This is a genomic window from Streptomyces seoulensis, from assembly GCF_004328625.1.
In the GTDB taxonomy this organism is placed as follows: domain Bacteria; phylum Actinomycetota; class Actinomycetes; order Streptomycetales; family Streptomycetaceae; genus Streptomyces; species Streptomyces seoulensis.
Genome location: NZ_CP032229.1, coordinates 502,493 through 525,844, shown reverse-complemented (window position 1 = coordinate 525,844; position 23,352 = coordinate 502,493). Strand labels below are relative to the sequence as shown.

General features: G+C 74.7%; 21 protein-coding genes. 8 read left to right on the top strand and 13 right to left on the bottom strand.

What is annotated here, in order from left to right; all coding sequences use genetic code 11:
- Positions 1-102 precede the first annotated feature (102 nt).
- The gene (locus tag D0Z67_RS02410; RefSeq protein WP_107059536.1) at positions 103-1,023 is read right to left on the bottom strand and encodes a sirohydrochlorin chelatase; all 921 of its coding nucleotides are present in this window, start codon (positions 1,021-1,023) and stop codon (positions 103-105) included.
- Positions 1,024-1,177: 154 nt separating this feature from the next.
- On the bottom strand, positions 1,178-2,185 hold the full coding sequence (locus D0Z67_RS02405; RefSeq protein WP_031180322.1) for an N-acetylglucosamine kinase: 1,008 nt from the start codon (positions 2,183-2,185) through the stop codon (positions 1,178-1,180).
- A gap of 125 nt (positions 2,186-2,310) precedes the next feature.
- On the opposite strand from D0Z67_RS02405, the gene D0Z67_RS02400 reads away from it, so the two are divergent.
- On the top strand, positions 2,311-2,988 hold the full coding sequence (locus D0Z67_RS02400) for a uracil-DNA glycosylase (protein WP_031180323.1): 678 nt from the start codon (positions 2,311-2,313) through the stop codon (positions 2,986-2,988).
- Between the two features lie 70 nt (positions 2,989-3,058).
- Here D0Z67_RS02400 and D0Z67_RS02395 read toward each other — a convergent pair whose 3' ends face one another.
- On the bottom strand, positions 3,059-4,234 hold the full coding sequence (locus D0Z67_RS02395) for a WD40/YVTN/BNR-like repeat-containing protein (RefSeq protein WP_382847235.1): 1,176 nt from the start codon (positions 4,232-4,234) through the stop codon (positions 3,059-3,061).
- Positions 4,235-4,318: 84 nt separating this feature from the next.
- Here D0Z67_RS02395 and D0Z67_RS02390 point away from each other — a divergent pair, with 84 nt between their 5' ends.
- The gene (locus D0Z67_RS02390) at positions 4,319-4,912 is read left to right on the top strand and encodes an Rv1733c family protein (RefSeq protein WP_031180325.1); all 594 of its coding nucleotides are present in this window, start codon (positions 4,319-4,321) and stop codon (positions 4,910-4,912) included.
- A 15-nt stretch (positions 4,913-4,927) separates the two neighbouring features.
- Here D0Z67_RS02390 and D0Z67_RS02385 read toward each other — a convergent pair whose 3' ends face one another.
- Entirely contained in the window at positions 4,928-6,580 is a 1,653-nt protein-coding gene (locus D0Z67_RS02385; protein WP_031180326.1) for a DNA alkylation response protein, read from the bottom strand.
- Positions 6,581-6,653: 73 nt separating this feature from the next.
- Between D0Z67_RS02385 and D0Z67_RS02380 the strand changes: the two genes are divergently transcribed.
- The 3 genes from D0Z67_RS02380 (at position 6,654) to D0Z67_RS02370 (ending at position 12,397) form a co-directional block, all read left to right on the top strand.
- The gene (locus D0Z67_RS02380) at positions 6,654-7,379 is read left to right on the top strand and encodes a PaaX family transcriptional regulator C-terminal domain-containing protein (protein WP_031180327.1); all 726 of its coding nucleotides are present in this window, start codon (positions 6,654-6,656) and stop codon (positions 7,377-7,379) included.
- A 129-nt stretch (positions 7,380-7,508) separates the two neighbouring features.
- Positions 7,509-8,030 carry a hypothetical protein gene (locus tag D0Z67_RS02375; protein ID WP_031180328.1) on the top strand — a complete coding sequence of 174 codons (522 nt, stop codon included), beginning with the start codon at positions 7,509-7,511 and terminating at the stop codon, positions 8,028-8,030.
- Between the two features lie 8 nt (positions 8,031-8,038).
- Positions 8,039-12,397 (top strand): cation-translocating P-type ATPase, encoded by a 4,359-nt coding sequence (locus D0Z67_RS02370; protein WP_031180329.1) that lies wholly within the window; start codon positions 8,039-8,041, stop codon positions 12,395-12,397.
- Here the strand turns inward: D0Z67_RS02370 and D0Z67_RS02365 are convergent.
- The 7 genes from D0Z67_RS02365 to D0Z67_RS02335 all read right to left on the bottom strand — a co-directional run bounded on the left by D0Z67_RS02365 (position 12,394) and on the right by D0Z67_RS02335 (position 19,059).
- The gene (locus tag D0Z67_RS02365; RefSeq protein ID WP_051887535.1) at positions 12,394-13,737 is read right to left on the bottom strand and encodes a nucleobase:cation symporter-2 family protein; all 1,344 of its coding nucleotides are present in this window, start codon (positions 13,735-13,737) and stop codon (positions 12,394-12,396) included. The two genes, D0Z67_RS02370 and D0Z67_RS02365, sit on opposite strands and share 4 nt — an antisense overlap.
- Positions 13,738-13,884: 147 nt before the next feature.
- A complete protein-coding gene (locus tag D0Z67_RS02360) occupies positions 13,885-15,225 on the bottom strand; it encodes an NAD(P)-binding protein (RefSeq protein ID WP_031180331.1) in 1,341 nt (446 codons plus the stop codon).
- Between the two features lie 86 nt (positions 15,226-15,311).
- On the bottom strand, positions 15,312-15,974 hold the full coding sequence (locus D0Z67_RS02355; protein WP_031180332.1) for a TetR/AcrR family transcriptional regulator: 663 nt from the start codon (positions 15,972-15,974) through the stop codon (positions 15,312-15,314).
- Positions 15,975-16,088: 114 nt separating this feature from the next.
- A complete protein-coding gene (locus D0Z67_RS02350) occupies positions 16,089-16,799 on the bottom strand; it encodes an HAD family hydrolase (protein WP_031180333.1) in 711 nt (236 codons plus the stop codon).
- Positions 16,796-17,428: a phosphatase PAP2 family protein gene (locus D0Z67_RS02345; RefSeq protein WP_234312671.1), complete on the bottom strand. Its 633-nt coding sequence runs from the start codon at positions 17,426-17,428 to the stop codon at positions 16,796-16,798. Before D0Z67_RS02345 ends, D0Z67_RS02350 begins: the two co-directional genes overlap by 4 nt.
- A gap of 68 nt (positions 17,429-17,496) precedes the next feature.
- Complete coding sequence (locus D0Z67_RS02340; protein ID WP_031180335.1) at positions 17,497-18,429, bottom strand: M56 family metallopeptidase; 933 nt, start codon at positions 18,427-18,429, stop codon at positions 17,497-17,499.
- Positions 18,430-18,513: 84 nt separating this feature from the next.
- On the bottom strand, positions 18,514-19,059 hold the full coding sequence (locus tag D0Z67_RS02335; RefSeq protein ID WP_031180336.1) for a DUF5134 domain-containing protein: 546 nt from the start codon (positions 19,057-19,059) through the stop codon (positions 18,514-18,516).
- 174 nt (positions 19,060-19,233) lie between these two features.
- Here D0Z67_RS02335 and D0Z67_RS02330 point away from each other — a divergent pair, with 174 nt between their 5' ends.
- Positions 19,234-20,808 carry an FUSC family protein gene (locus D0Z67_RS02330; RefSeq protein WP_031180337.1) on the top strand — a complete coding sequence of 525 codons (1,575 nt, stop codon included), beginning with the start codon at positions 19,234-19,236 and terminating at the stop codon, positions 20,806-20,808.
- Positions 20,805-21,335 (top strand): MarR family winged helix-turn-helix transcriptional regulator, encoded by a 531-nt coding sequence (locus D0Z67_RS02325; RefSeq protein ID WP_031180338.1) that lies wholly within the window; start codon positions 20,805-20,807, stop codon positions 21,333-21,335. Before D0Z67_RS02330 ends, D0Z67_RS02325 begins: the two co-directional genes overlap by 4 nt.
- Before the next feature lie 10 nt (positions 21,336-21,345).
- On the opposite strand, the gene D0Z67_RS02320 is transcribed toward D0Z67_RS02325, so the two are convergent.
- Positions 21,346-21,738, bottom strand: a complete 393-nt coding sequence (locus D0Z67_RS02320) for a VOC family protein (RefSeq protein ID WP_031180339.1) — start codon at positions 21,736-21,738, stop codon at positions 21,346-21,348.
- A gap of 70 nt (positions 21,739-21,808) precedes the next feature.
- Between D0Z67_RS02320 and D0Z67_RS02315 the strand changes: the two genes are divergently transcribed.
- Positions 21,809-22,345 carry a GNAT family N-acetyltransferase gene (locus D0Z67_RS02315; RefSeq protein ID WP_031180340.1) on the top strand — a complete coding sequence of 179 codons (537 nt, stop codon included), beginning with the start codon at positions 21,809-21,811 and terminating at the stop codon, positions 22,343-22,345.
- 3 nt (positions 22,346-22,348) lie between these two features.
- On the opposite strand, the gene D0Z67_RS02310 is transcribed toward D0Z67_RS02315, so the two are convergent.
- Entirely contained in the window at positions 22,349-23,032 is a 684-nt protein-coding gene (locus D0Z67_RS02310; protein ID WP_031180341.1) for a glycerophosphodiester phosphodiesterase, read from the bottom strand.
- Between the last annotated feature and the right edge of the window lie 320 nt (positions 23,033-23,352).

Below are 23,352 nucleotides of genomic sequence, written 5' to 3'. Positions count from 1 at the left end.
TGGGTGTGGATGAGGTTTGCTGAGAAGTTCAAGTAGTGCGAAGGGCCCACTCCGGGGTTGCCGGGGTGGGCCCTTCCTTTGTGCTGGGGCGGGGTGGCCTGGTCAGAAGGCCGGGGCGCCCTGGGGCTGCTGGGCGATGCCCAGGGAGGCCGTGTACTTGGCGAGGGCCAGCTTGCCGATGGCCGGGTACGCGCCGAGCGCCTCGGAGGTCGCGCAGTCGACCTCGGCGGCGGCGGCCGTCAGCAGCGCGGTGTCGATCTCCGGGCCGATCAGGTACGGCGCGAGCGCGAGCTGCTGCGAACCCGAGGCGCGGAGCTGCTCGGCGATGGAGGCGATGGAGCCCTCCTGGTCGAGCGCGGCGGCCATCACCGGCACGGCGAGACGCGCGGCGAGCAGCATGCCGGTGATGCCGGCGGCCTGCACGGCCTCTTCGCCGCCCACGGAAGCCAGGATGATGCCGTCGGCCGCGGTCGCCACCGTGAAGAGGCGGGCGCGGTCGGCGCGGGCGAGGCCCGCCTCCGACAGCCGCACGTGCAGCCCCTCCGCGAGCAGCGGGTGCGGGCCGAGGACGTCGGTCAGCTCGGCGGCGACCCGGCTGTCCATGACGGCCTGGCGGGTCTGGCGCAGCAGGGCGTTGTCGGGACCGGCCAGCAGCGGCACGACCACGGCCACCGGACCGTCCGGCGCCTTGGCGTCGGAACCGGCGGCGACGGCCTGCTCGTGGCGGGCCGTGCGCTCCTCGGAGGCGCGCGCCAGGACGGCGCTCAGGGTCGGGAATTCGTCGTCGTCCCCGTCCAGGTAACCGATCCGCGCGTCGAGGCCGGGCAGCTCGGAGCGGGCGATGCTCACGACCTCCTCGGCGAGGCTGCGCGTGGCGGCGCTGGGCGCACCGGGCACCGCGAGGACGAACGCGGGCGCGTCCTCGGGAGCCACCAGCGGCTCCGGACGGCGGTGCCGTCCGGGCTGGCGGGGTCGCGGCATTCGTACTGGCAGGCCGGACTCGGGTCCAGTGGGGGAGCTCATGGCGCCGCATGTTACTGGTTTCCCGAGCGCCCCTGTTCGGGGAGGGTGCAGGTGAGCGGTATCCGTCCGGTTTTGTCGGATGAGTTGCGTACATGGGGCGGCTGATCCGGTCCCGTAATGGGTGGTTGAGGGCCCCGCTGTGCCGGATTTCCCTTTATGTCGCCCTGTTGTCCGCGCCGGTCACATGCAACAGGTACGGGTCCTCCGGCCATACGGCCTCCCCCGCGGCCAGCGCGACGGCGAGCCGGACGCAGCCGTGCAGGGGGTCGCCCTCGGCCACCGTCTGCCGGGCGTGCGGCACCTGTCGGGTCAACTCCTCGTGCAGGAAGGTGAGGAGCGGATCGGCCAGATTCAACAGGCCCCCGGTGCAGGCCACTTCGGGCATGCCGGACGCCGGGCAGGCTGCGGCGGCCGACTCGGCCATGTGCCGGGCCGCCGCGCGCAGGATGCCGGTGGCGACGGGGTCGTGCGGGGCGCACGCGGCGACGTCCGGGGCGAAGGAGGCCAGCAGGGCCGCGCGGTCGGGCCGGGGATAGATCAGGCCCGGCAGCTCCGGGGGCTGCCCGAACCGCTCCCGCGCCCGCTCCAGCAGCGGTACGGAGCCTCCCGTGCGGCCGTCGTACGCCCGGAGCGCCGCCTCCAGACCGGCCCGGCCGATCCAGGCGCCGCCGCCGCAGTCGCCCAGCAGGTGGCCCCAGCCGTCAGCGCGGCGCCAGGCGGTCAGGTCCGTGCCGATGGCGATCAGGCCGGTGCCGGCCGCGAGCACGGCGCCCGGCCGGGGCCCGAGGGCACCGATGTACGCGGTGACCGCGTCGGCGGCGAGGGCCACTTGCCGTACGCCGAGCGCCCCGGTCAGCGCGTCCGGCAGTTCGGCGCGCAGGGCGTCGCCCAGGGTGGCGAAGCCGGCGGCGCCGATCACGGCCGTGGTCAGCCGCTCCACCCCGGCGTCGGCCGCGAGGGTCCGGGCCAACGGCAGTACCCGCTCCAGCAGATGGCCCGGGTCGATGCCCCGTTCCCCGGTCCGTACCGGCTCGGCGGACCTGCCCTCGGCCGGTGGCGCTCCGTCGTAAGTCCCCACGGCCACGCGCAGGCCGGAGCCTCCCGAGTCGACCGCGAGGAAACCGGAGTTGTGCGGGTGGGCCGAGCTGCCGTCTGGGAGCAACGGAGTTCCCCTCTTCTCGCCGGAGCGCGTACGACGCAGGCAGGGTAGCGGGGGAGAGGGGGTGCGGGGAGGTCTGTCCACAGCCGTTCGGGCGATGTCAGTGATGGCCAGTAGAGTGACTTGACGTGGCACGACGACCGTTGAACGAACTTGTAGAGGCCGGCTGGGCGAAGGCCCTGGACCCGGTGGCCGATCGCATCACGGCCATGGGGGACTTCCTGCGTGCCGAGGTGGCGGCGGGACGGACCTATCTGCCGTCCGGGGCGAACGTCCTGCGGGCCTTCCAGCAGCCCTTCGACGATGTGCGGGTCCTGATCGTGGGTCAGGACCCCTACCCGACGCCCGGCATGGCGATCGGGCTGAGCTTCGCGGTGGCGCCGGAGGTGCGGTCGCTGCCGGGCAGCCTGGAGAACATATACCGGGAGCTGAACACCGACCTGGGCCTGCCCCGGCCCTCCAACGGTGATCTGACCCCGTGGACCTCCCAGGGCGTCCTGCTGCTCAACAGGGCCCTCACCACCGCGCCCCGCAAGCCCGGCGCCCATCGTGGCCAGGGCTGGGAAGAGGTCACCGAGCAGGCCATCCGCGCGCTCGCCGCCCGTGGCAAGCCGCTGGTGTCCGTCCTCTGGGGCCGCGACGCCCGCAACCTCCGTCCCCTCCTCGGCGACTACCCGGCCATCGAGTCCGCCCACCCCTCACCCATGTCGGCCGACCGGGGCTTCTTCGGCTCCCGGCCGTTCAGCCGGGCCAACGAGCTGCTGACGAGCCAGGGCGCGGAGCCGGTGGACTGGCGCCTGCCGTAGGGCACCGCGCGGTGGGCCGCCGTCTCGCGTCGGCCCGCCGCGCCCCCTCCGGCCGCGCAGGACGTGCTCCTCAGGCCACCACCGCCGCTCGCACGCACAGCACGTCCGGCAGATGCGACGCCAGCTGTTCCCACGTGTCCCCGTCGTCGGCGGAGGCGAACACCTCGCCGTTGCGGTTGCCGAAGTACACGCCCGCCGGGTCCGCGTCGTCGGTGCAGAGGGCGTCGCGCAGGACGGTGCCGTAGTGGTCGTCCTGGGGGAGGCCCCGCGAGAGGGGTTCCCAGGATTTGCCGGCGTCGGGGGTGCGGAAGACACGGCAGCGGTGGTCGGCGGGGACGCGGTCGGAGTCGGCGTTGATGGGGAAGACGTAGGCCGTGCCGCCCCGGTGCGGATGCGCGGCGACGGCGAAGCCGAAGGTCGAGGGGAGGCCCGCGCCGATGTCGGTCCAGTGGGCGCCCGCGTCGTCGCTGCGGTACACGCCCCAGTGGTTCTGGAGGTACAGGCGGTCGGGGTCGTCCGCGTCCCGGGCGACCTTGTGCACGCACTGGCCGAACTCCGGGTCGGGGTCGGGGAGGAACACGGCGGACACCCCGGAGTTCGACGGGGCCCAGCTCTCGCCGCCGTCCGCCGTGCGGAACACCCCGGCCGTCGAGACCGCCACCGTCACCGCGCGCGGATCGCGGGCGTCGGTCAGCACCGTGTGCAGCCCCTCGCCGCCGCCTCCCGGCACCCAGCGCGAGCGGGTCGGGTGCTCCCACAGTGGGCGTACCAGCGCGAAGCTCTCGCCCCGGTCCTCGGAGCGGTACAGCGCGGCCGGTTCCGTACCCGCGTACACCACGTCCGGTTCGGCGGCGGCCGGGTGCAGCTGCCAGACGCGCTCCAGCGAGGCGCCCGTGTCCTTGGGGAACCTGACGGCGGGCTGGACGGGCTCGGTCCAGGTGCGGCCCAGGTCGTCGGAGTGGAACACCGACGGGCCCCAGTGCGAGCTGTCCCCGCCGGCCAGCAGCCGGGGAACCGCGCCGCGTGTGTCGATGGCGACCGCGTAGACCGCTTGGGCGTTGAAGCGGGGGCCGTCGTCGAACTCCCAGGCGCCGCCGCGCCGTCGGCCGATGAACAGGCCCTTGCGGGTTCCCACGGCGAGCAGTACCTCGGTCATGACGACCACCTCCGGGACTTCGTTGTCCACTGTGCCGCACCGGCGTCGGACGCGGCATGTTCCGATTCCGCCCAGTCTGCACCCCGCCACTGACAGTGACCCTGAGCAACGGGCGGCGGGTGTCCGTATCGGAGGACGGTCCGGTCTTTCGGTGTGCTCGGGAGGAGGCTGGCTTTGGAGGCGTTCCGTGGTCGGCGGCAGCGTCGGCATCGGTGGCTCTGGCGGTGGCGGAGGAATCCGCTGCGCCGCCGTGCCGACGTGGTGGAGGGGTGGGTACTGCTGGGCGCCTGGCTGCTGACCCTGTTGGCCGGGGCGGCCCTGGGCCTGGTGTCGGCGCGGACGGTCGAGCACGGCCTCGCCCAGGAACGGGCCGCCTCGCGCCCCATGGTCGCCTACGTCGTCGCGCACGCCCCCGGCCGCTCCGGCGCCCGCAGTTCCAGCGGCGAACGGGTCTGGGCGGAGGTCCGCTGGACCGCCGCCGACGGCTCACCCCGCACCGGCCAGGTCCGGGTCACGCCCGGCGCGGCCACCGGCGCACCGGTCGCCGTCTGGACCGACGCGCGCGGCCGCCTCGCGGGCCGCCCCGCCACCCCCACCGAGGCCGCCGTCCGCGCCGCCTTCATCGGCACCCTGGCCGGCGCCGCCGCGGCCGCCGTCCCCTACGCCGGCGGCCGCCTCCTCCTCGCCCGCCTGGCACGCCACCGCCTGTCCCGCTGGGACACGGAGTGGTCCCGCCTGGGCCCCCAATGGGGCCGCATGACGGGCTGACGACGCACCCGGCGCTCAGACCGGCAGCGCCCGATCCACGATCGCCGACAGATCCGTCCCGGAGGGCAGCGTCCCGAAGGAGTGCCCCCAGTCGCCCCCCAGCCGTGTCGCGCAGAACGCGTCCGCCACCGCTGCAGGCGCATGACGGACCAGGAGGGACGCCTGGAGGGTCAGGGCCATCCGTTCCACCACCCGGCGCGCGCTCAACTGGTCCGCCTCCGCCAGCTCACCCTTCAGCGAGGCCACCGCGGTGTCCAGGTGGGCGTTCGCCCCGCGTGCGAGGGCCAGCTCGCCGAAGAACGACTCCGCGCTCTCCGGTGACCGGCCCAACGCCCGCAGCACGTCGAGGGCGTTGACGTTGCCCGAGCCCTCCCAGATGGAGAGGAGGGGGGCCTCGCGGTAGTGGCGGGGCATGCCGGAGTCCTCGACGTAGCCGTTGCCGCCGAGGCATTCCAGCGCCTCGGCGGTGAAGGCCGGGCCGCGCTTGGTGACCCAGTACTTGCCCACGGCGGTGGCGATCCGGCGGAACGCGCGCTCGCCCTCGTCGCCGCGCACCGCCCGGTCCGCCGCGCCCGCGAGGCGGAGGGTGAGCGTCGTCGCCGCCTCCGACTCCAGCGCGAGATCGGCGAGGACGTTCCGCATCAGGGGCTGGTCGAGCAGCCGGGCGCCGAAGGCGCTGCGGTGCCGGGCGTGGTGGCCGGCCTCCACCAGCGTCTTGCGCATCAGCGTCGCCGAGGACATCACACAGTCCAGCCGGGTGCAGTTGACCATCTCGATGATGGTCTTCACCCCGCGCCCCTCCGGCCCGACCAGCCACGCCACCGTACGGTCGAACTCCGGCTCGGAGGACGCGTTGGAGCGGTTGCCGAGCTTGTCCTTCAGGCGCTGGATGCGGAAGGTGTTGCGGGTGCCGTCCGGCAGCACCCGGGGCACCAGGAAGCAGGAGAGCCCGCCCGGAGCCTGCGCCAGCACCAGGAACACGTCGCACATCGGCGCCGAGGTGAACCACTTGTGCCCGCGCAGCGTGTACGCGCCGGGTTCGTCCGTCGGCGTGGCCACGGTGGTGTTGGTGCGGACGTCGGAGCCGCCCTGCTTCTCGGTCATCCCCATCCCGGCGAGCAGCCCCCGCTTCTCGGTGGGCGGCCGCAGCCCCGGCTCGTACTCCCGGCTGGTGAGCAGCGGTTCGTACACCTTGGCCAGGTCCGGCTGGGCGCGCAGGGCGGGGACGGCCGCGTACGTCATCGAGGTCGGGCAGCCGTGCCCCGCCTCGGTGTGCCCCCAGACCAGGCCGCCCGCCGTACGGGCCACGTGCGCGCCGGGGCGGTCCTCCGCCCACGGGGTGCCGGCCAGGCCCTCGGCGACGGCGGTGCGCATCAGGTGGTGCCAGCTCGGGTGGAACTCGACCTCGTCGACGCGGTTGCCGTACCGGTCGTGGGTGCGCAGCTCCGGCTCGTGCCGGTTGGCCAGCTCGCCCCACTCCTGCGCCTCGGCGCCGCCCGCCCGCAGCCCCAGCAGCCGGACGTCCTCCTCGGCCCACCCGGCGCCCTCCCGGCGCAGCCCCTCCAGCAGGGCGGCGTCGGCGGACGCGTCGTAGGGAGCCAGCGGCGGGGGCTGGTTGGTGACGTCGTGGGTGGCGGACGACGGCGACTGCTCGGGCATCGGGTCCATACGGCCATGTTGCACTCTCCGTACGGTTGTAGCAATGACGCAACACGGATCGGCGCACGTACAGTACGTCCCCATGGGCATCAACCCGTCGGCCGAGCCGGTGACCAGGCCGTTGTCCGCGCGGTCGGTCGTACTGAGCCTGCTGCTCGGCGCGCACCCGCCCCGGCTGCCGGTACGGGAACTGGTGCGCCTGGTCGAGCCGTTCGGCGTGGGCGGCTCCACGCTGCGGGCCGCGCTCAGCCGGATGGTGGCCGCGGGCGACCTGTGCCGCACCGACGCGGTGTACGGGCTCAGCGACCGCCTGCTGGCCCGCCAGCGCCGCCAGGACGAGGCCGTGGCGCCGCGCACGCGCGCGTGGGACGGCGCCTGGGAGATGGTCGTGATCACGGCGACCGGACGCGGCCCGGCCGAGCGCGCCGAGCTGCGCGCCCGGCTGACCGCGCTGCGCCTGGCCGAACTCCGCGAGGGCGTCTGGCTGCGTCCCGCCAACCTCGTCCGGCCGCTGCCCGGGGAGCTGGCCGGGGTGGCCCTGACGTACACCGCCCGCCCCGACGAGCCGGCCCCCCACCTCGTGGCCCGCCTGTGGCCCCTGGACAACTGGGCGGCCGAGGCACGCGCCCTCCTCGGCCGGGCGACCGCTGCCCGCCACCCCGCCGACCGCCTCACCGCCTACGCGGCCGTCGTACGCCATCTCCTCACCGACCCGGTGCTGCCCGCCCCCCTGCTGCCCGCCGACTGGCCCGGCGAGGCGCTCCGGACGGCCTACGCCGGTTATCAGCGGGAGCTGGCCACGTCGTAGGCCGGCGGTCGGGCCGAGTGGCGAGGGTCCGGTGCTTGGCGTCTCCTGGGGAGTGGAGGGGGTGACCAGCGTGCGCGTGCCTCCGGGCACCGGGTGGGGCACGGCAGGCGATCTCGCCCGAGGAGAGTCATGGCTGAGCACACGTCGTCGTCGGTCCTCACCGCGCCCCTGCGCGGCGCCGCCTCGCTCCTGAGCAAGGTGCCCGGCGCGTCGGCGGTCAACAGGGCGGCCCAGGACACGCTGGACGTGATCGGCGTGATCTCACCCAGAGGACGGCGCCTGGCGGTGTACACCGGGGCGGGGGTGCTCGGCGTCGCCGGGGTGGTGGAGTGGCCCGTGGCGCTGACCGGCGCCGCCATCGCCTGGCTGACCCAGCCCCGCCCGCCGCTCGTGACCCCGGTGGCCGAGACCACGGAGGTCGTGATCGAGGAGCCCGCGCCCGCCGGCGAGGCCGAGGTGGGCGACGCGGCACTGCACGCCGGGCACCACGACGCCCCCGGCCCGGTGAAGGCGACGGACACGGGGTCCGCGCATCCTGAGTCCGCGCACCCTGAGTCGCACAAGAAGCACGGCAAGAAGTCCGGCAAGCACTCCAAGGGCGCCACCGGACAGCTCGGGCCCACCGCCCGCCCCGAACGCACCAGCCTCTGACGGCCTCGATGGTCCTCAACCTCCTCACCGCCCCGTCCGCCGCCGTCCGCCTGCCCCGGCTCCTCGCCGAGGCCGCCGCCCCCCTCATCGGCGCGGCGGCCGGCGCCGCCGCGGGCACCGCGCGGGCCGGCGTACGCGGCGCGGACGCGGCCGTACGCGTGAGCCGCGTCGCCCGCACCGCGCTGCCCGGCGGCCCCGCCCACTGGCGCTCCGGCGCCCGCGTCCACCTCCCGCTGCGCGCCGCCGAACCCGACCGGGTCCGGGAGGCGGGCGGCCGCGCCCACCTGGGCCGCCGGATCGCGGTGGCCCTCGCCGAGCGGCCCGACGTCCTCCTCGCCTACTGGGACGACGGCCTCGCCCGCCTGGTCGTGACCCTGACCGAGGACGCCGTCGGCGACCGCGTCGTGGACCGCGCCGCCGAACTCGCCGAACACCACGGCCTGCTCGTGGCGGGCGGCGACCCCGAGGAGTACGACCACCCCGCCGACCCGGCCGGCGTGCGTGCCGCCGCCACCACCCTCGGCGTCGACCTGATCGGCATCACCGCCGCCCTCACCGGCTACCTGCTGCGGCTGCCCCCGACCCCCCGCGCGGTCACCGCCTGCGTCACCCTGCTCCGGGAGAACCCGCGCGTCCGCGCCCTGCTGCGCGCCCGGATCGGCGCCGCCCGCATGGATCTCCTGCTGGCCAGTGCCAACGCGCTCGTGCACGCCGCCGGACAGACCCCCACCTCCCTCGTCCTGGACGGCACCCTGCGCTCCCTCCAGCTCACCGAGACCATGGCCCGCGCCGCCGCCTTCGACTCCCTGCACGACGAACTGTGCGGACCCGAGCGCCTCAGCGTCGCCCCCACCGGCTGCCCGCGCCCGCCGCTGCGCGAGTCCCCGGCCCAGGTGTACGCCGCCCACGCCTCGGCGGGCAGCGTGCTCGGCGCCGTGGCCGCGCTGCTGGTCAAGCGGAACCTGAACTCGGCCGCCGAGGCCGCCCTCTCCGGCTCGCCCAAGGCCGCCCGCTACGCCCCGGCCGCCTTCCACGCCGTACTCGGCACCGCCCTCGCCCGCGCCGACGTGCTGGTCCGCGATCCGGAGCGGCTCAGACAGCTGGAGATGGCCGGGACCCTCCTGCTGCACCCGAGTGCGCTGCGCACCGGCGAGGGGCTCCCCGACCCGTGGACCGAGGCCGTGCTCGACGCGGCCCGCCGCGCCCGGCTGCGCGTCGTCCTCGTCGACGACCCCGCGCTGGAGGACTTCGCCGGGCTCGCGGACCAAGTGGTCGACGCCAGAAGGCCGTTGGACGACGTCGTGCACGCCCTGCGCGGAGAACTGGACGCGGAGGACGCCGAGAGCGGCGCGGGCGGCGAGGAACGCGTCGTCATCACCGTCGCCCGGCCGCGTGCCCTGGCCGAGGCCGACGTCCTGGCCGGGCTCGACGCCGCCGACATCGCCGTCGCGCTCACCGACCTGGAGGGCGCCGTCATCTGGGGCGCCGACATCCTCGCCCCGCACGGCCTGCCCGACGTGTGGCGGCTGCTCACCGCGATCCCGGCCGCCCGCGCCGTCGGCAGCCGGGGCCAGGTCCTGGCCCGCTCCGGCGCCGCGCTCTCCGGCCTGCTGGTGGCCGTCGGCGAGGCCCGGCGCGGCCGGGGGAGCCGCTCGGTCCTGCCCGGGATGCGGCACGCCCCCGTCGACACCGGCGCGCTCACCGCCCTGGTGTACGGCGTCTGGGCCGCCCTCAAGGTGGCCGTCGCCCGCGCCCCGCACCCGCACGCCCGCGTGCGCTGGCACGAACTCGACCCCGACGAGGCGGTGGAACGCCTGGACCGCGAGGCACCCCCCGAGCCGGGCATGCTGGAGCGGGCCGCCACCGAGGCCCGTAAGAGAGCCGGCCGGATCGCCCGCGTCCCCGCGCTCGCCCCCGCACGCTTCACCTGGCAGCTCGGCCGGGCGGTACGCGGCGAGCTGGACGACCCGCTCACCCCGGTGCTGGCCGTCGGCTCCGCCGCCTCCGCGATCCTCGGTTCGGTCGTGGACGCCCTGCTCGTCGTCGGCGCCCTCGACCTGAACGCGCTGGTCGGCGGGGTCCAGCGGCTGCGCGCCGAGCGGGCGCTGTCCGGGCTGCACGCCGAGCAGCAGCGCAAGGCACGGGTCGCGCCCCCGCCCGAGGAGGCGCCCGCCGGCGGCACCCGCACCGTGGACGCGGGACAGCTGCTGCCCGGCGACGTGATCGAGCTGAAGGGCGACGACGTGGTCCCCGCCGACGCCCGGCTGCTCCGGCAGGACGGTCTTGAGGTGGACGAGTCCGCGCTGACCGGTGAGTCCCTGCCCGTGCACAAGCACGTCGGGGTCACCCCGCACGCGGCCGTCGCCGACCGGCGCTGCATGGTCTTCGAGGGCACCACCGTCGTCGCCGGCACCGCGCAGGCAGTCGTCGTCGACACCGGTGAGCGCACCGAGGCCGCCCGCGCCGTCCACCTCGCCGCCCGCACGCCCCCGGCCGCCGGGGTGCAGGCCCGGCTCCAGGAACTCACCCGCAAGGCACTGCCGTTGACCCTCGCCGGCGGCGCGGCCGTGACCGGGCTCGCCCTGCTGCGCGGCACCCCGGTGCGCGAGGCGGTCAGCGGGGGCGTGGCCGTCGCGGTCGCCGCCGTGCCCGAGGGGCTGCCGCTGGTCGCCACGGTCGCCCAGCTCGCCGCCGCCCGCCGGCTGAGCCGCGACGGCGTCCTGGTCCGCACCCCGCGCACCCTGGAGGCGCTGGGCCGGGTCGACACCTTCTGCTTCGACAAGACCGGCACCCTCACCGAGAACCGGCTCCGGGTCGTGCGGGTGACCGACGCCGAGGGCATCGAGTGGGCGGCCGGTGACGCGGGCGAGGCGGGCCCCGCCGCCACCCTGCGCCGCGCCGCCCGAGCCTGCCCCCGCGTCAACGGCGGCTCCGGGCGCCCGGTGCACGCCACCGACGAGGCCGTCATCGACGCGGCCGCCCCCGACCCCGGCTGGACCCAGCTCGGCGGCCTCTCCTTCGAGGCCGCGCGGGGATACGCCGCCGCCGTGGGCCGCGACGGCGACGGCCCCCGGACCCTGGTCGTCAAGGGCGCCCCCGAGACCGTCCTGCCCGGCTGCGCGGACCTCTCCGGCCGCGCCGACGACTCCGCGCACTCCCTCGCCGGCGCCGGCCTGCGCGTCCTCGCGGTGGCGATGCGGCGCCTCGACGAGGGCGAGTCGGAGGCCGACGCCCTCCAAGGCCCGCTGAACGGACTGGAGTTCACCGGTCTGCTCGCGCTCTCCGACGTACCCCGGGAGACCTCGAAGGCGCTGGTGCGCGGCCTCTACGAGGAGGGCGTACGGCCCGTCATGCTCACCGGCGACCACCCGCAGACCGCCCGCGCCATCGCCCGGGAACTCGGCTGGCCCGAGGACACCGAGGTGGTCACCGGCGACGAACTGGCCGCCGCCGACCGGCGCACCCGCGCCCGGATGCTGCGGGACGCCGGGGTCGTCGCCCGTGTCGCGCCCGAGCAGAAACTCCAGGTCGTGGAGGCGCTGCGGGACGCGGGCCGGGTGGTCGGCATGGTCGGCGACGGTGCGAACGACGCCGCCGCGATCCGGGCCGCCGACATCGGCGTCGGCATCAGCGCACGGGGCTCGGCCGCCGCGCGCAACGCCGCCGACATCGTTCTCACCGACGACGACCTGACCGTCCTCATCGACGCCATCGGCGAAGGGCGTTCGCTGTGGCACAGCGTCGCGGACGCCATCGCCATCCTCATCGGCGGCAACGCGGGCGAGGTCGGCTTCGGCATCCTCGGCACCCTGCTCTCCGGCACCGCCCCGCTGTCCACCCGGCAGATGCTGCTGGTCAACCTGTTCACCGACCTCTTCCCGGCCATGGCGGTGGCCGTGACCCCCAAGGACGGCGACGAAGCCGGGGCACGCGACCGCACCGCCTCCCCGGAGGACGCGGCGGGCGGGGTCCTCGGCACCCCGCTGATCCGGCAGATCCGGCACCGGGCCCTGACCACCGCGCTGGGCGCCATCGCCGCCTGGCTCATCGGCCGCTACACCCCCGGCACCGCCCGCCGCGCCAGCACCATGGCCCTGTGCGGCGTCGTCGGCACCCAGCTCGTCCAGACCCTCCTCGACCGCCGCGACAGCACCCTGGTCCGGGTCACCGCCCTCGGCTCCGCCGGGGTCCTGGTGGCCGTCATCCAGACCCCCGCCGTCAGCCGCCTGGTCGGCTGCACCCCGCTCGGCCCGATGGCCTGGGCGGGCGTCGCCGTGGCCATCGCCGCCGCACTCGCGGCCCAGCGGACGCTGCCCCGGCTGGAGGAGATCGTCGCGGGACTGGTGCCGACGGAGGAAGCGGCCTAGACACGCTCCCCGACCTGTACGGGAGCCTCCTCGGCCTTCCGGCCAGGCAGGTGGTTGAACAGCAGGTTCAGCACGATCGCCGTCAGGCACCCCGCGCTGATGCCGCTGTTCATCACCGTCTGGAACCAGTCCGGGAACTTCGCGTACACCGTCGGCACGCCCACCGGGAGCATGCCGACCGCGACCGAGACGGCGACGACGGTGAGGTTGTGGTTGTCCCGGAAGTCCACGCGGGCCAGGGTGCGCAGACCGCTCGCCGCGACCGTGCCGAACATGACCAGCCCCGCCCCGCCGAGCACCGGCGCCGGGACGGCCGCCACGACGGCGCCCAGCTTGGGCAGCAGCCCGAGGAGGACCAGCAGCGCACCCGCGGCCGCGACCACCCAGCGGCTGCGGACCCGCGTCATCCCGACCAGGCCCACGTTCTGCGCGTACGCGGTGTACGGGAAGGTGTTGAAGACGCCGCCCAGCACGGTCGACAGGCCGTCCGCGCGCAGCCCGTCCGCCAGGGAGCGCGGCTCGACCTCGCGGCCGGTCAGCTCGCCCACCGCGATGAGGTCACCGGTGGTCTCCGTCATCGTCACCAGCGCCACCACCAGCATGGACACGATCGCGGACACCCGGAACTCGGGCGCCCCGAAGTGGAACGGGGTGCTGATCCCCACCCAGTCCGCGTCCGCGACCCCGCCGAAGTCCGTGAAGCCGAACGGCACCGCGACGGCCAGACCCACCACGATGCCGGTCAGTACGGCCACCCGGGCCAGGAAGGGCGGGGCGAAGCGCTGCACGGCGAGCACCACCAGCAGGACGAACCCGGCCAGCGCCAGGTTCCGGGGCGCCCCGAAGTCCTTCGCGCCCGCCCCGCCGGCCGCCCAGTTGCCCGCCACCGGCAGCAGGGAGACCCCGATGATCAGGATGACCGTGCCGGTGACCAGCGGCGGGAAGAACCGCAGCAGCCGGCCGAAGGCCGGCGCCAGCAGCATGATCGCCAGCCCCGCGACGATCACCGAGCCGTAGATCGCGGGCAGGCCGCCGCCCGTCGTACCGATCAGCACCATCGGCGAGACGGCCGCGAAGGTGCATCCCTGCATGATCGGCAGCCGTACCCCGAACCGCCAGAAGCCGACGCACTGGATCAGCGTCGCCACCCCGCACACCAGCAGGTCGGCGGTGATCAGATACGCCAGGTCGGCGGGGGAGAGCCGCATGGCGCCGCCCACGATCAGCGGGACGGCCACGGCGCCCGCGTACATGGCCAGCACATGCTGGAGCCCGAAGGCCGCGAGCTGCCGTACCGGGGGTATCTCGTCGACGGGGTGCACTTCGGCGGTCGTGGCCATGGGGCCTCCTCAGCGGCGGGCGGGGAGCGGCAACGGGACAGCACGAGACCGTAGGGGCCTTGAACAATCTGTTGATTTCCGGTGCGTTGCCGCTGTGTGTCATGCCCACGTGAACGGTGGGGACACGCGGAGACGCCCTCCGCCGCGTTACTCCGACCGCGCCGCCGCCCACAGCGCTTCCCAGTCGGACAGCTTGACCGGGTTCCGGCCCAGGCTCGCGCCCAGCTCCGCCTCGGCCCGCTCGATCGCCAGCCAGCCCGGCCACGCCACCGGGTCCGCGCCCGCCGCCCGCAGCCCCGGCAGCGGGTCCCCGGGCACCTCGCGGGACTCCAGCGCGGGGGCGTCCTCCAGCAGCGAGGTCACCGTCTCCTTGGCGCAGGAGCGGTTGCTGCCGATGACCCCGGTCGGGCCCCGCTTGATCCACCCGGCCACGTACGCCCCGGGCACCGGCACGCCGTCGCTCAGCACCCGGCCCGCCAGATGCGGCACCATCCCGGTCTCGGGGTCGGACGGCAGCCCCTGAGGCGGCATCCCCCGGTACCCCACCGAGCGGAGCACCAGCTGCGCCGGGACGTCCTCGAACACGCCCGTGCCCCGCACCCCGCCCCGCCCGTCCGGCTCGGTGCGCTCGAAGCGGACCCCGCCCACCCGGCCGTCCGCCTCCAGCACCTGAACCGGACGCAGGAAGAACCGCAGGCTGATCGTCCGACCGGTGTCCGGGGGCGAGACGGCGGCCCAGTCCCGCAGCACCTCCGCGTTACGGCGCCGGGCGGCGGGCAGCGCCGCGAGGTCCACGAAGCCGGGGTCGAGGGCCAGCTCCGCCGTGTCGACCGAGACCCCGACGCCCGGCAGACGGCCCAGCTCGCGCAGCTCCTTGGTGGTGAACCGGGCCTGGGTGGGCCCGCGCCGCCCGGCCATCGTCACCGCGCCGACCCCGCCCCCGGCCAGCATCTCCAGCGCGGCCTGCGGCATGTCCGTACCGTGCAGCTCGGCTGCGCCGCGCATCAGCATCCGTGTGACGTCCACGGCCACATTGCCGACCCCGATGACCACCGCCGAGCGCACGTCGCGCAGGAAACCCTCGTCGGCCGCGTCCGGATGCGCGCTGTACCAGGACACGAACTCCGACGCCGACCAGCTCCCCGGCAGTTCCTCGCCCGGAATCCCCAGCGGGCGGCCCGCCGCCGCGCCCACGCAGTACACCACCGCGTGGTACAGCTCCCGCAGCCGCTCCACCGGCACCCCGTCCGGGCCGCCCACCCCGACTCCGCCGAGGAACCGGACCCGGTCGTGCTCCAGCACCGTCCGGAGGCCGCCCTGGAGCGACTTGATCTTCTCGTGGTCCGGGGCGACGCCGTAGCGCACCAGCCCGAAGGGGGCCGGCAGCCGGTCCAGCACGTCCACGTGCACGTCGGGGTGGCGCTCCACCAGATTCTGCGCGGTGTAGCACCCGCTCGGTCCGGAGCCGACGACGGCGACCCGCAGCACGGCGTACTCCTCACCCCGTGGGCATCGGGAGACAGCCCTGACGGCTCCAGCATGGCACCGCGCGGCGGGGTCGGCAGGGGAGCGGACTACTCGCCCGGGCCCTCAGGCCGCCTCTCCGTGGCGAAGAAGCGGGAGAGGTCGCCCCGGTCCGGCTCGCCGTCCGCCGGGAGACCCGGCTCGCCGTCGAGTCCGTACCGCTCGAACAGCTCCGCGCGCAGTACGGGTATCGGCATCGGTACGCCTGGTACCAGCGCCGCGTACACCGCGCCCATCAGCAGCGCCCGGAGCATCGGATAGCCGGCCGTGCCGTCCTCCGCGCCGCTGCGGGCGATCGTGTCGCCGAGGAGTTCGGAGAGGCGCTGCTGCTCCGGGCACTGCACGAAGCCCTCCTCGTGCAGCAGGCCCGCCATGTGCTGGCGCATGAGCACCGGCCGCTCCCGCGCCAGTCCCAGGATCGCGTCGATGGCACGGGCCAGCCGCTCCCGCCCGTCCTCGGTACGCGGCTCCCGCTCCAGCGCCTCCTCCAGCGTGCGGTGCATCAGCCGGTGCACGGCGGACTGGACGAGCTGACGCTTGCCCGGGAAGTAGTACGAGACCAGTCCGCGCGCCGATCCGGCGCGGTCCGCGATGTCGCCGAGGGTCGTCGCCTCGAACCCGCGCTCGTCCACCAGTTCGACCGCTGCGTGGAGGAGCCGCTCGCGCGAACGCCGCCGCAGCTCTTCATTGACCGAGGCGCTGCGCGGGGACATTGTCGAACTCCTGCGTTGACTGGCTGTCAGCCAACTATACTCAAGGCGTGAGGCACCGCATCGCGCGGGGCCTTCTCAGGGCTGCCGTTCGTCTGAGCGCCGCGGGGGAGCGCCTCAGACGGACGGCAGTTCCGCGTCCGGCAGCAGGTCCAGCACCGCCAGCAGGGCGTCCGGGCGTTCGTGCGCCGGCAGATGCTCCACGAAGTGCACCCGGCAGCCGAGCACGGCGGCGCCTCCGTCGGCCACCCTGCTGTCCCCGACCATCACCGTGCGCTCGGGCTCCACCCCCAACTCCGCGCAGGCGGCGGCGAACAGGCGCGGGTCCGGCTTGCGCACACCGTGCTCGTACGACAGCACGTACGCGTCCACGTACGCGTCGAGCCCGTGCTCGCGGAAGACCGGCCGCAGGTCCCAGCCGATGTTGCTGACGACGCCCACGGCGATCCCGCGCTGCCGCAGTTCTCCGAGGACGTGGGCCGCGTCCGGGTACGGGGTCCACGCGGCGGGGGTCATGTGCCGGTCGTACAGCGCGTCGTGGAGGGTCTCCTCGGGCAGCGGCACCTGCAGGGAGAGGCCGGTGAACGCGGCCCGGTGCGAGGCGGCGTCGAGGTCCCGCCCGGCCCACGTCCCGGCCAGCTCCTCCGGTACGGTGCTCGGTTCGGCACCGCCGGGCAGTGCGCCCGCCTTCTCCAACGCGGCTGCGGCTTGCAGGAGTTGAGGCTCCTCCATCGTCATGCCGGTCGCTGTGAGGGTGGCGCGGAGCCAGGACTCGGTGGACTCGACGCGGCACAGGGTGCCCGAGAAGTCGAACAGCACAGCGGTCATGGGCGGACCCTACTCCGGCGCTCATGGACCCGTACGGCGACGGCCACCACCAAGGCCCCGAACAGCCAGCCCCCGAGCACGTCCGAGAACCAGTGCACCCCCAGCCAGACCCGGGTGAGACCGACACCGAGCACGGAGACGACGGCCAGGACGACCGCACCGTACCAACGGGGCCCACGCACCCCGCTCTCGCGGACCAGCCACAGCAGCAGCCCGCACACCACGGTGGCCGTCATGGCGTGCCCGGACGGAAACGCGGCGAACCGCGCACTGTCCACGGGGTCCGGCCACACCGGCCTCGGCCGCGCGACACCCGCCTTGACCGCCTGCTGCACCATGGCCGCCACGGCACAGGTGACCAACAGCCACACCGCCGTCCCCCAGGCCGCCCTCCTCCACCCCAGCCACACCGCGACCCCGGCACACAACAGCCGCATCGTCACCGGGTCCCAGACCCAGTCGGTCAGCACCCGAACGGTCTGCGTGACCCCCCGCTCCCTCACGGCCCAGCGGTGGGTGGTGCGGGCGATGCCCTCGTCCATCGCGAGGAGAGGGGACCAGTGGAGGGCGACGAGGGCGAGGAGGAGGGCGGAGGGGAGGGCGAGCAGAAGGGTGGGTCGGCGGGGCATGGGGCGATCCTCGTCCATGAAGACGCGGAGCATCACCCGACGCGTCGGCCCATCGCGGACGACAGACCCTAATGCAGCGCCCGCAACCCCGGGACGAAAGCGACGAGCACCGGAAGTGCCGGTACCAGGGCGGCTGTTGCCGTAAGCCGGAGGCGTTGGGGGGCCGGGAGGCGGGTTCGGGCGGCCAGGAGGCGGTTCACTCGGTGGGGTAGTTGGGCCTCGGGGGTGGGGGACGGGCCGAAGACACCGCGGTGCTCGTTGAGGTCGACCAGGGCGAGGGCGGTGGTGACGCGGCCGAAGCGGCGGGAGGCGGTGTCGTCGGCGGCCAGTTCGACCAGGCGGTGCATCTCGTTACGGAAGGCGGCGAAGACCGGCACCTGGGGAAAGCCGCCGGCCAGAGCTGCGGAACAGTGCAGCAGCCAGTCGTGGCGGAAGCGGGCGTGGTCCTGTTCGTGGGCCAGCAGGGCGTCCAGGCGGCTGCCCTTGAGGCGGCGGAGGGCGGCCGTGGTGACGACGAGTTGAGGGGTGGCGCCGGGGAGCCAGTGGGCGTCGGGGTGGTCGGCCTCCACGACCACCAGCCGTCCGCCCGGCTCCTCGCCCTGCAACAGGGGCGCCCGCCGGAGGAGTTCGGCCCGGCCCGCCCGCCGGCGGCGCCGCGCGCGCAGCACCTCACCGGCCAGCATCGTCAGGGTCCACAGCCCGCCGCAGGCGAGCGCCACGGCGGTCGGCGCGGCCCAGGGACCCGCCGCGCCGAGGGCGTACGCCTCGACGACCCCGTGCGGGGCCCCGCCGAACAGATGCCCGCGCACCTCCTGCCAGGCCGCCGCCGCGCTCAGCGTCATCGACAGCGCGCAGCACAGCAGGACGGCGGCCACCACGCACTGCCAGGCCCACAGCGCCACCACCGGCTCCCGGTCCGGCCAGTCGGCCCGGCCCAGCAGGCGCGGGGCGGCGACGGAGGTCAGGATGCCGAGCAGCAGCAGTGCCACGGGGACGGTCATGGGCAGCACCCTATGAGCAGCGGACCGCTCACCGGCGCCGAAGTGACGCAGGCAACTCCCGTGCGCCGCACGCCGCTTGAGGTGTCACATCGTCAGGAGCATCGCCAGCATGCCGATCCCCATCGACAGCCGGCACACCCGGGACAGCTCGGGCCGGTCGCCCCACCGCACCGCGCCGGGGCCGCCCCGTACGGTGACCGGCACCAGACGGGCGCCGGTCAGCAGGACGTAGCCGGTGAAGTACAGCAGCAGCGCGCCCGTCAGCCACGCCGGGCCCGAGCCGCCCGTGTGGTGGTGGGGAGCCGGGGCGGCGGCCATCAGCACCGCCATGTACACCATCGCCGTACTGCCCAGCAGATGGTGCAGATGGTGGGCGCTCCGCCGCGCCGACCACAGCGCGCGCAGGGCGGCGAGCCCGAAGACCGCCGCGTACAGCGGCCACACCCAGCGCGGCGGGGCGAACACCGCGGCGGGTACCGCCATCGCCGCCATCCCGAAGCCCATCAGCGCCTCGCCGCCCGCCGCGCGGCGCTGCTCCTCGACCCCGCTGCGCATCCGCAGCAGGCAGTAGGCGCCGGTCGCCGCGCAGAGCGCGACCAGCAGCCAGGCCGGTGACACCGGTCCGTGCACGCGCACCACCCCCGTTCGACGCCATGTCGAGGGATGCGATGCCCATGCCACGCGCAGCGCACGCGAGCGCAAGGGGGTGTACGGGGAGCGTTCACCGGAGCACGGCGTGTGACCAGGGCGGTTGCGGGCCCACGATAAGTCTTTTACTGGTGAAACACCTGTTAAGTTATTCGTATGAGCAGCCGCCGCCTTCCCCTCGTCCAGGCGCTCCGCCTCCAAGGACCCTCCGCGATCTGGTTCAAGCCCGCGCTGAGCGTGGTCGTGTCGGCGGCCCCGCCCAACCTCCTCCTGCTGGCCCTCGGCCGCCTCGACCTCGCCCTCTACGCGATGGCCGGGTCCCTCTGCGCGCTCTACGCCCATCAGCGCCCCTACGCGGCCCGCGCCCGCGTCCTCACCGGTGTCGTGCTCGGCATGACGGCCGGACTCGCCGTCGCCCTGCTCGCCTCGGCGCTCACCCCGGGCCCTGTCGTCCTGGTGCTCGTCGGCGCCCTGCTGGCCGCCGCGCAGAAGACGGTCTGCGAGGCCACCCGCGTCGGCCCCCCCGGCAATGTCGTCGTCACCTTCATCAGCTCCGCCGCGCTGTTCATCCCGCAGACGCCCGGCCAGGTCCCCGCCCACCTCGGCCTCACCCTCGCCGCCGGAGCCTGGGCCTGGCTCGTCTGCATGGCCCCCGGGCTGCTCCGCCCGCACGGACCCGAGCGCCGGGCCGTCGCCGCCGCTCTGCACGCCGCCGCCGGCCTCGCCGACCAGAGCCACGCGCCCGCCCATGCCGCCCTGCACACCGCCTGGCAGACCCTGCGTTCCCCCGGCACCCGCTCCGATTCCACCCGGCGCGCCCTGGAGAACCTGCTGCTGCGCGCCGAGTCCGCCGACGCCGACCCGGAGCAACTCCGCGCCTGGGCCGGGGCACTGCGCGGCACCGGCCCGGTGCCGCAGGCGGAAGCCGCCCACGAGGCCGGCACACACCCCCGCCCCGCCCGCGTCCCCTTCAGCCACCTGGCCCCCGTGGCCACCCGCACCGCCCTGGGCTGCGCGCTGGCCGGTCTGGCCGCCCTCTCCCTCGGCGTGGGCCGCCCCTACTGGGCCCTGGTCACCGCCGCCTCCCTCTACCAGGCCAACGTCACCCTCACCTGGAACCGGAGCGTCCAGCGCGTCGTCGGCAACCTCCTCGGCGTGCTCGTCTTCGCCGCGCTCACCCCGCTGACCCACCTCCACCCCGTCACGCTCGTCCTGTGCTGCCTCGCGTGCAGCTTCGGCGCGGAGGCGCTCATCGCCCGCAACTACTGGCTCGGCACGGTCTGCGTAACCCCCATGGCGCTGCTCATCACCGAGTTCACCCACCTCCAGGACCCCGGCCTGCTGATCACCCAGCGGGTGCTGGACACCCTTGTCGGCGCGTCGGCCGGGTTCGCCGCCGCCGTGCTCGTCACCAACCGCCGGGCCGGTGACCGCGTGCACGAAGCGCTGACCGCCGTCGAGAACGCCGGCGCGCACACCGAACACCTGCTGGCCCGCCCCGCGCCCCACGCCCTGCCCGAGGCCCGCCGAGCCCTCGCCCGTGCGCTGACCGACCTGCGCGCCACCGCCGACGCCGCGCGGGGGGAGTGGTGGCAGCGACCCTTCCCCACCGAACGCCTCGCGCTCGCCGAGCAGGCCGGACACCGTACGCTCGCGGCTGCGGTGCGGCACCGGGAAGCCGCACCCTTGAAGCAGGACCGACACGGCACCACGGAGGACACGCGGCCATGACGGACACGGCAGACCAGCAGCCGAGGGCGGACACCGTCGCCTCGGTCGTCCGGCAGTGGCGTGCCGTGCACCCCGCGCTGGACACCGGGCCCATGGAGGTCATCGGCCGGATCAACCGCTGCGCCGCCCTCCTCCAGCAGGCCGAGGACGCCCCGCTGCGCCGGGCCGGGCTCAGCCGGGCGGAGTTCGACCTGCTCGGCGCGCTCCGCCGGACGGGGCACGAGCTGACGCCGGGGGAGCTGGCGCGGGAGACCTTCTCCTCCGGGGCGGCCGTGACCAAGCGGGTCAAGCAGCTCACCGGGCGCGGACTGGTCGAGCGGCGCGGCGACACCCGCGACCGCCGCGTCTCCCACCTCCGCCTCACCGACGCCGGACGCGACCTCGTGGACGGCATCCTGCCCGAGCAACTCGCCTACGAGGAGGCCGTGTTGTCCGTACTGACCCCCGGCCGCCAGGATGAGCTGTCCGGGCTGCTCGCCGGTCTCCTCGACGGTCTCGAAGGCCGGCTGGGCGCCCTGCGCGGCTGAGGTGGTGTTGTCAGATGCCCGGCCGGTACCGCAGTGGATGGTCCGCCGGGGTCTCCACCAGCACGACCGGGATGCCGTCCGGGTCGGCGATCCACAGCTCGATCAGCCCCCACGGCTCCCGGACCGGCGCCCGGACGATCTCCACGCCCTCGGCCAGCAGCTCGTCGTGCGCGGCGGCCGCGTCCGGCACCTGGAGCCACAGCCGCACCGAGGGCGCGAGCGGGGTCTCGGAGCGCCCGGAGAGTTCGAGGAAGCCACCGCCCAGGAAGTACACGGTCCCGCGCTCGGGCCCCTCCCCGAACTCGCGATAGACGGCGAGCCCGAGCTGCCCCCCGTAGAAGGCCCGGGAGCGCTCGGGGTCCGTGGGGCGGACGAGGGTACGGCTGCTCAGTACATGCACCATGCGAGCGGAGCCTAGCCGCCCGGCTACGCTCGTCCCTGTTCAGCCGCGCCCCAGATCGGAGTACACCGCCATGGAGACCCCCACCGGACCGACGTTCCGAGACGCCACCGACGTCGATGTGGACGCCCTCGTCGCGCTCGTCGAGTCGGCGTACCGGGGGGACGCCAGCCGGGCCGGGTGGACGACCGAGGCGGACATCCTGGACGGGCAGCGCACCGACCCCGAGGGCGTGCGCCAGGTCATCAAGACGCCCGACAGCAGGCTGCTGGTGGTGGAGCGGGAGGGCCGGATCGTCGCCTGCTGCCAGCTCGAACACCGGGGTACGCACGCCTACTTCGGCATGTTCGCGGTCAGCCCCACCGTCCAGGGAGCGGGCCTCGGCAAGGCGGTCCTGGCCGAGGCGGAGCGGCTGGCACGGGCGGACTGGGGCGTCACCGAGATGCACATGACGGTGATCTCGGTCCGCGACGACCTGATCGGCTGGTACGAGCGCCGGGGCTACCGCCGTACGGGTGAGACGACCCCGTTCCCGTACGGCGATGAGCGCTTCGGCATCCCCCGCCGCCCCGACCTCTGCTTCGAGCTGCTGGTCAAGCCGCTGGTCTGAGACCTAGGCCGTGAAGCGGCCCGTGCGCTTGATGTCCGGCAGGTCGGTGGTCGCGCCGTCCAGTTGGAGGGCGCGCACCAGCCGCAGCTCGTCCTGGGTGTTCACCACCCAGGCGAAGACCCTCAGGCCCGCCGCGCGCGCCTTCTCCACTACCTCCAGCGTCAGCCGGCGGACGTCCAGGCAGAGGGTCGCCGCGCCGACCGCCACCGCGCGGGCCACCACCTCGGGGCCGTAGTGCTCGGCCACCAGCGCGGTGCGCACCCCCGGCACCAGCCGGGAGATCTCGGCGAGCGCCTCGTCGTGGAAGGAGATGACCTCCACGCGGGAGACGAGGTCCCGCCGGAGCATCACCTCCGCCAGCGCCTTCGCGGCGGCCACGTCCTTGATCTCGGCCTGGACCGGCGCCCGGACCGCGTCCAGCACCTCTTCGAACACCGGCACCCGCTCGCCGCGCCCCGCGTCCAGCGCGCGCAGCTCCGCGAGGGTCTTCTCGGCGATCTGCCCGGTGCCGTCCGTGGTGCGGTCCACCGAGGCGTCGTGCATGACGATCAGCGCACCGTCCTTGCTCAGGTGCAGATCGAGTTCGATCAGGTCCAGCCCGGCCTGCTCGGCGGCGGCGAAGGAACGAAGCGTGTTCTCGGGCTCGACACCCATGACCCCACGGTGCCCGATGGTAAGGAAGTTCAAGGTTCAACTCGCTTCCGTCGACGGCGGATCGGCTTTCGCGGACGGGACGGAGTGTCGTCGTCCGCACGCCTGGCTCGCAGCCTAACGGCGATGCCCTCACCTGGGCGATCCGTGGTGCACGGCGCGGCACCGGAGGTTCGGTGGCCGGAACGGAACGTCCGGTCACGCTCCCGGACCGCCTCGGCACCCGCAGCGAAAGTGAGCGCGGTCACGGTTTGAGGCCGCAAAAACAGCGGTGACCATGCGGCCGCGCAGAATAATTTCCCGAGCCCCCTCTTGTTAGGCGAAACGGGGTATGCATACGGTGTCCATACGCGAGG

Coding starts and splice junctions, on each gene's coding strand:
- D0Z67_RS02410 (WP_107059536.1), bottom strand. CDS start 1,023: ATGAGCTCCCCCACTGGACCCGAGTCCGGCCTGCCAGTACGAATGCCG.
- D0Z67_RS02385 (WP_031180326.1), bottom strand. CDS start 6,580: ATGGACCCGATGCCCGAGCAGTCGCCGTCGTCCGCCACCCACGACGTC.
- D0Z67_RS02380 (WP_031180327.1), top strand. CDS start 6,654: ATGGGCATCAACCCGTCGGCCGAGCCGGTGACCAGGCCGTTGTCCGCG.
- D0Z67_RS02375 (WP_031180328.1), top strand. CDS start 7,509: ATGGCTGAGCACACGTCGTCGTCGGTCCTCACCGCGCCCCTGCGCGGC.
- D0Z67_RS02370 (WP_031180329.1), top strand. CDS start 8,039: ATGGTCCTCAACCTCCTCACCGCCCCGTCCGCCGCCGTCCGCCTGCCC.
- D0Z67_RS02365 (WP_051887535.1), bottom strand. CDS start 13,737: ATGGCCACGACCGCCGAAGTGCACCCCGTCGACGAGATACCCCCGGTA.
- D0Z67_RS02355 (WP_031180332.1), bottom strand. CDS start 15,974: ATGTCCCCGCGCAGCGCCTCGGTCAATGAAGAGCTGCGGCGGCGTTCG.
- D0Z67_RS02350 (WP_031180333.1), bottom strand. CDS start 16,799: ATGACCGCTGTGCTGTTCGACTTCTCGGGCACCCTGTGCCGCGTCGAG.
- D0Z67_RS02345 (WP_234312671.1), bottom strand. CDS start 17,428: ATGCCCCGCCGACCCACCCTTCTGCTCGCCCTCCCCTCCGCCCTCCTC.
- D0Z67_RS02340 (WP_031180335.1), bottom strand. CDS start 18,429: ATGACCGTCCCCGTGGCACTGCTGCTGCTCGGCATCCTGACCTCCGTC.
- D0Z67_RS02330 (WP_031180337.1), top strand. CDS start 19,234: ATGAGCAGCCGCCGCCTTCCCCTCGTCCAGGCGCTCCGCCTCCAAGGA.
- D0Z67_RS02325 (WP_031180338.1), top strand. CDS start 20,805: ATGACGGACACGGCAGACCAGCAGCCGAGGGCGGACACCGTCGCCTCG.
- D0Z67_RS02320 (WP_031180339.1), bottom strand. CDS start 21,738: ATGGTGCATGTACTGAGCAGCCGTACCCTCGTCCGCCCCACGGACCCC.
- D0Z67_RS02315 (WP_031180340.1), top strand. CDS start 21,809: ATGGAGACCCCCACCGGACCGACGTTCCGAGACGCCACCGACGTCGAT.